This window comes from Blastococcus sp. TF02A-30 (genome assembly GCF_003319185.1).
Lineage (GTDB): Bacteria > Actinomycetota > Actinomycetes > Mycobacteriales > Geodermatophilaceae > Blastococcus.
Window position 1 is genome coordinate 885,367 of sequence record NZ_QOHJ01000001.1, and the last position, 6,052, is coordinate 891,418.

Sequence of the window (6,052 nt, forward strand, 5' to 3'; positions counted from 1 at the left end):
CCGGGGACAATGGGCCCCGGACCACCTGCACCGCGACGGAGAAGGACCTCATGACCCGCATCGTGATCATCGGCGGCGGACCGGCCGGCTACGAGGCCGCGCTCGTCGCCGCGCAGCTCGGCGCGCAGGTCACCGTCATCGAGCGGGACGGCATCGGGGGAGCCAGCGTGCTCACCGACTGCGTGCCCTCCAAGACCCTCATCGCCTCCGCCGGCGCCATGACCTCGGTCCGCGACTCCGCCGCGCTCGGCGTGCACGGGGCCGAGCTGGCCGCTGTCGGTCTGGACCTCGCCGCCGCGAACCAGCGGGTCAAGCACCTTGCCATGGCGCAATCGGCCGACATCCACGCCCGGCTCGAGGCCGAGGGCGTGCGGATCGTCGCCGGCAGTGCGCGGCTCTCCGACGAGCTGCGCGGCCTGGCCGCCCACCGGGTGCAGGTGCTCGACGGCGACGGCGCGGTCACCGAGGAGCTCGAGGGCGACGTCGTCCTCATCGCCACCGGCGCCGACCCGCGCGTGCTGCCCGGTGCCGAGCCCGACCACCAGCGGATCCTCGACTGGCGCGACGTCTACGACCTGGCCGAGATGCCCGAGCACCTCGTCGTCGTCGGCTCGGGCGTCACCGGCGCGGAGTTCGCGTCCGGCTACCTGGAGGCCGGCGTGCCGGTCACCCTGGTGTCCTCCCGCGACCGCGTCCTCCCCGGTGAGGACTCCGACGCCGCCGAGGTGCTGGAGGAGGTGTTCCAGTCCCGCGGGGGCAAGCTCGAGCGCGGGCGGGCCGCCGGCGTGCGCCGCAGCGAGAAGGGCGTCGTCGTCGAGCTCACCGACGGCCGCACGGTCGAGGGCTCGCACGCGCTCATGACCGTGGGCACCGTCCCGAACACCGCCGGGCTCAACTTGGAGCAGTGCGGTGTGGCGGTGACCGAGTCCGGCCACGTCGTCGTCGACCGCGTCTCCCGCACCTCGGTGCCCGGCATCTACGCCGCCGGTGACGTGACCGGGGTCTTCCAGCTCGCCTCCGTCGCGGCGATGCAGGGCCGGATCGCCATGTGGCACGCCCTCGGCGAGGCAGTGCAGCCGATCAAGCTCAAGACCGTCGCGGCCAACGTCTTCACCCACCCCGAGATCGCCACCGTCGGCGTCCAGGAGAAGAGCCTCCCGGACGAGTCGGACGTCGACGTCGTCCGGCTGCCGCTGTCCACGAACGCGCGGGCCAAGATGGGCGACCTGCACGACGGCTTCGTGAAGCTCTTCGCCCGCCGCTCCACCGGGGTCGTCATGGGCGGCGTCGTCGTCGCTCCGGGGGCGTCGGAGCTGATCCTGCCGCTGGCGCTCGCGGTGACCAAGGGGCTGACCGTGGCCGACCTGGCGCAGACCTTCGCGATCTACCCGTCCCTGTCGGGCTCGATCACCGAGGCCGGCCGCCGGCTCATGGGAGCCGACCACCTGGCGTAGGAGTTGCCTGGAGGGAGCGCCGTGATCCGTGCGACCGGTGTGACGACTCTTTCGGCTTGATCCGTCGCGGTCGGTGCCGACGCGCGCGTGGCCCGCCGATGCAGGAGTGGATGCCTGCTGCCCGGACCTCCCGTCCCGTCCGCCTCCTGCGTGCCCTCGTGGTCGCCGGCGCCCTCGCGGGCTCCACCGTCGTCCTGCCCGGTGTCGCGGCCGCCGACGAGGGCGTCTCGGTCACCGGCCGCCTCGTGCAGGCGGTGCCCGACGTCGAGCAGCACGGCGCCCTCGCGCCCGAGACGCTCGCCTGGGTGGAGACCGCGCAGGGCGCGGTGCCCGTCGCCGGCGGCGACGTCGAGGACGTCCCGTCGGGCTCCTCGGTGCGGCTCACGGTCGACGGTCCGGCCGACGGGGCGACGGCGGAGCGGCCGCTCGACGTGGTGAGCACCGACGCGGTCACCCCGCCGCCGGTCCAGCCGCCGCTGTCCGGCCCGGTCACCAACGAGGTGACGATCGCCCTCGTCGCCCCCGCGGGCGCTACGCCGGACACCGACGTGACGGCGGCGCAGGTGGCTGCGCTCGTCGCCGGCCCGGTCGCGCAGTACTGGTCCGGCCAGACCGGCGGAGCGATCCGCGTCGGCGTCGGTGCCGTGCACGAGGAGTGGGTCAGCACCGCCGCGGCCTGCGCCGAGGCCCGGGTCCTCTGGAACGAGGTGGCCACGGCGGTGCGGTTCCAGCCCGGGCCCGGCAAGCACCTGCTGCTGTACCTGAGCGGCGGCGCCAAGAGCGACCCGAACTGCGCCTACGCGCTCGCCGAGATCGGCAGCGGTGCCGGCACCGGTGGCCGGCTCTACGTCCGCGAGCGGCTGGCCAAGCCCGAGCAGCTGGCCTCGAGCATCGCCCACGAGCTGGGGCACAACTTCGGCCTCAACCACTCCTCGGGCCTGCAGTGCGACGGCGCCGTCGAGTCCGGCGCCTGCCGCACCGCCGGGTACCGCGACTACTACGACGTCATGGGCGTCACGTGGGCGCAGGTCGGCTCGCTGAACCCCGCCCAGGCCGCGCTGCTCGGCGTCCTCCCCGCCGCCCGCGAGCAGCGGCTGACGGTGGCGGACGCGACGACCGCGGTGACGCTCGCCCCCGCATCTGCCCCCGCGGGCACCCGCGCGCTGCGGCTCACCGACGCCGAGGGCACCGACTACTGGCTGGAGTACCGGACGGCCACCGGGCAGGACGCCTGGCTGGGCACCGCGGCCAACCGCTACAAGCTGGAGACCGGCGTCCTGGTCCGCCGCTCCGCCGGCTACCCGGACACCTCCCTGCTGCTGGACGGCACGCCGTCGAGCGCGGCCGGGTGGGACGCCGACTTCCGGTCCGCGCTCCCGGTCGGCGTCCCCGTGCCGCTGTCGGGTGGCGACTTCACCGTCACGCTGCGCGCGGCGACCGCCGCCGGTGCGGTCCTGGACGTCGTCCCCACGGCGCCGGCGCCGGGGACCGCCGCGGCACCGGCCGCGCCGCGGGAGCGGGGGACCGGCCGGGTGCTGCCGAGCACCGCGACGGCGGACGCAGCAGCCGCTGCGGCCGCCGCGGCCGCTGCGCCGGCGCCGCAGGCGGCGCCGCTGCCGATGCCGTGGTACCCGGACGTCGACGCATCGGCGCTGACCCGCTCCACCCGGCTGGAGCCGGTCGCGGAGACGACGGCGAGCGGCGGGCTGCTGGTGGCCGGTGCCGGGGCCGCGCTGGCCGGGGCGACCCTGCTCCTCGTGCGCCGGATGCGGGCCGCGCGGCTGCGCTGACGGCAGAGCCCCGGGACCGGTGACCGGTCCCGGGGCTCCGTGCGCCCTGGCCTACTCGGCGTCGGCGATGGTGCAGATGACCGCGCCGCTGGTGACGGTCGCGCCCACTTCGGCCGAGAGGCCGCTGATCGTGCCGGCCTTGTGCGCGGCGATGGGCTGCTCCATCTTCATCGCCTCGAGCACCACGACCAGGTCGCCGGCCGCGACGGTGGCGCCGTCCTCGACGGCCACCTTCACGATCGTGCCCTGCATGGGCGAGGTGAGGGAGTCCCCCGAGGCCGCGGACCCGCTGCCCCCGCCACCGCGCTTGCGGGGCTTGGCCGGGGCGCCCGCCGCAGCCCCGCCACCGGCGGCCAGGCCGGCGGGCAGCGAGACCTCCAGGCGGCGACCGCCGACCTCGACGACGACGGTCTGCCGGGGCGCCTGCTCGTCCTCGTCGGACGGGGCGGCGGCGTAGGGCTGGACCTGGTTGTCCCACTCGGTCTCGATCCACCGGGTGTGCACGGTGAACGGCTCGCTGGTGAAAGCCTCGTCGCGGACGACGGCGCGGTGGAACGGGATGACCGTGGGCATGCCCTCGACCACGAGCTCGTCCAGCGCGCGCCGGGCCCGCTGCAGGGCCTCCTCGCGGGTGGCGCCGGTGACGATCAGCTTGGCCAGCATCGAGTCGAACGCGCCGGCCACCTCGCCACCGGTCTCGACGCCGGAGTCCCAGCGCACGCCCGGGCCCTGCGGGATCTCCAGGCGGTCCACCGGGCCGGGGGCCGGCATGAAGTTGCGGCCGGCGTCCTCGGCGTTGATCCGGAACTCGATGCTGTGCCCGCGCGGCGCCGGGTCCTCGGTGATCTCCAGCGGCAGGCCCTCGGCGATGCGGAACTGCTGGCGCACCAGGTCGATGCCGGAGGTCTCCTCCGACACCGGGTGCTCGACCTGGAGGCGGGTGTTGACCTCCAGGAAGGAGATCGAGCCGTCGGCGCCGACGAGGTACTCGACGGTGCCCGCGCCGTGGTAGCCGGCCTCCTTGCAGATGGCCTTGGCCGAGGAGTGGATGCGGGCGCGCTGCTCCTCGGTGAGGAACGGCGCGGGCGCCTCCTCGACCAGCTTCTGGTTGCGCCGCTGCAGCGAGCAGTCGCGGGTGCCGACGACGATCACGTTGCCGTGGGTGTCGGCCAGCACCTGGGCCTCGACATGGCGCGGCTTGTCCAGGAACTTCTCCACGAAGCACTCGCCGCGGCCGAACGCGGAGACCGCCTCGCGCACGGCGGAGTCGAACAGCTCGGCGATCTCGCCCTTCTCGCGGACCACCTTGAGGCCGCGGCCACCGCCGCCGAACGCCGCCTTGATGGCGATCGGGAGGCCGTGCTCCTCGGCGAAGGCGATGACCTCGTCGGCGCCGCCGACCGGGTCCTTGGTGCCGGGCACCAGCGGGGCGCCGGCCTTGGTGGCGATGTGCCGGGCCTGCACCTTGTCACCCAGGGCGATGATCGCCTCGGGGGAGGGGCCGATCCAGGTGAGGCCGGCGTCGAGGACCGCCTGGGCGAAGTCCGCGTTCTCGGACAGGAAGCCGTAGCCGGGGTGGATCGCATCGGCGCCGGACTGCCGCGCGGCCTCGATGATCTTCTCGATGACCAGGTAGGAGTCCCCGGGCGTGGTGCCGCCCAGGGCGAACGCCTCGTCGGCCACGCGGACGTGCAGCGCGTCACGGTCGGGCTCGGCGTAGACCGCCACGCTGGTCAGGCCGGCGTCCTTGCAGGCACGCGCGACGCGCACCGCGATCTCACCACGGTTGGCGATCAAGACCTTCTGCACAGCCAGCCTCCTCCGTAGAACCCAGCGCACTGTAGCCAGACCGTGAGGCCCACCTCGCCGGCGGGCCGCCAGGGCAGGCCGCTCCGGACGCGTCGAGGAGGGGAGCTGGTGCGCCGGGTGGGGCCTGGGAGGCGGCTCGCTTCCGGCCCGCGGGTCCGACCTGTTGGATGACCGCGTGGGCGACGACAGCACGCGACGACGCGCGATCCACCTGCGCCGGTTCCTGGGCACCTCGCTGGTGCTCGCGCTCCTGGTGCTCGGACTGGGGTGGCCGCTCCGCACGGCACAGGCCGCGCCACCGGCAGCGAGCAGCCAGGTGCTGACCGTGGAGACGTCCTCGCGCACTGCGAGCACCGGCCAGCTGCGGGCGTGGGAGAGGTCCGGCGGGGGCTGGCGGCTGGTCGCCGGCCCCTACAGCGTCTTCGTGGGCGCCAACGGTGTCGGCGCTGCGCGGGAAGGGAGCGCGACCACACCGGAGGGGACCTTTCCGCTGACCGAGGCCTTCGGCAGGTTGCCGAACCCCGGCACCGCGATGCCCTACTTCCGGAGCGACACCTCGGACTGGTGGGACAGCAACCCGTCGTCACCCACCTACAACACCCACGTGCGGCGGACGACGAGCCCGGGCGGAGCTAGCGAGAACCTCTACCGCACCGGGGCGTCCTACGACTACGCCGTCAACATCGGCTACAACCTGGCCCGTGTCCCGGGCGCCGGGTCCGCCTTCTTCCTGCACGTCTCCAACGGTCGGCCGACCGCTGGCTGCGTGTCGATGGACCGCGATGCGCTGGTCGGGATCCTGCGGTGGCTCCGCCCCGATGCGCAGCCGCAGATCATCATCGGGGTGGCGCCGGTGTGGGCGGGGCCGGCGGAGAACTCCAGTGCGATCGGGGGCAGCGGGTCCGCGTACTTCCTCGACGACAGGTTCACCGGGGTGGCCAACCGGGTCTTCCGGTACGGCGAGCCCGCCGACGAGGTGTACGTCGGCGACTGGGACGG

The 6,052-nt window shown here is 74.5% G+C and carries 4 protein-coding genes; 3 read left to right on the plus strand and 1 reads right to left on the minus strand.

Features of this window, described 5'->3' with window-relative positions; all coding sequences use genetic code 11:
- The first annotated feature begins 50 nt into the window (after positions 1–50).
- Both DQ241_RS04330 and DQ241_RS04335 read left to right on the plus strand, forming a co-directional pair.
- Entirely contained in the window at positions 51–1,454 is a 1,404-nt protein-coding gene (locus DQ241_RS04330) for an NAD(P)H-quinone dehydrogenase (RefSeq protein WP_113828849.1), read from the plus strand.
- 110 nt (positions 1,455–1,564) lie between these two features.
- Entirely contained in the window at positions 1,565–3,244 is a 1,680-nt protein-coding gene (locus DQ241_RS04335; RefSeq protein WP_147252323.1) for a hypothetical protein, read from the plus strand.
- A 51-nt stretch (positions 3,245–3,295) separates the two neighbouring features.
- Here the strand turns inward: DQ241_RS04335 and DQ241_RS04340 are convergent, their stop codons facing one another.
- Positions 3,296–5,053: a biotin carboxylase N-terminal domain-containing protein gene (locus DQ241_RS04340; RefSeq protein WP_113828851.1), complete on the minus strand. Its 1,758-nt coding sequence runs from the start codon at positions 5,051–5,053 to the stop codon at positions 3,296–3,298.
- Positions 5,054–5,228: 175 nt separating this feature from the next.
- Between DQ241_RS04340 and DQ241_RS04345 the strand changes: the two genes are divergently transcribed.
- Positions 5,229–6,052: L,D-transpeptidase (locus tag DQ241_RS04345; protein ID WP_113828852.1), on the plus strand; the 824-nt coding region annotated here is incomplete at its 3' end.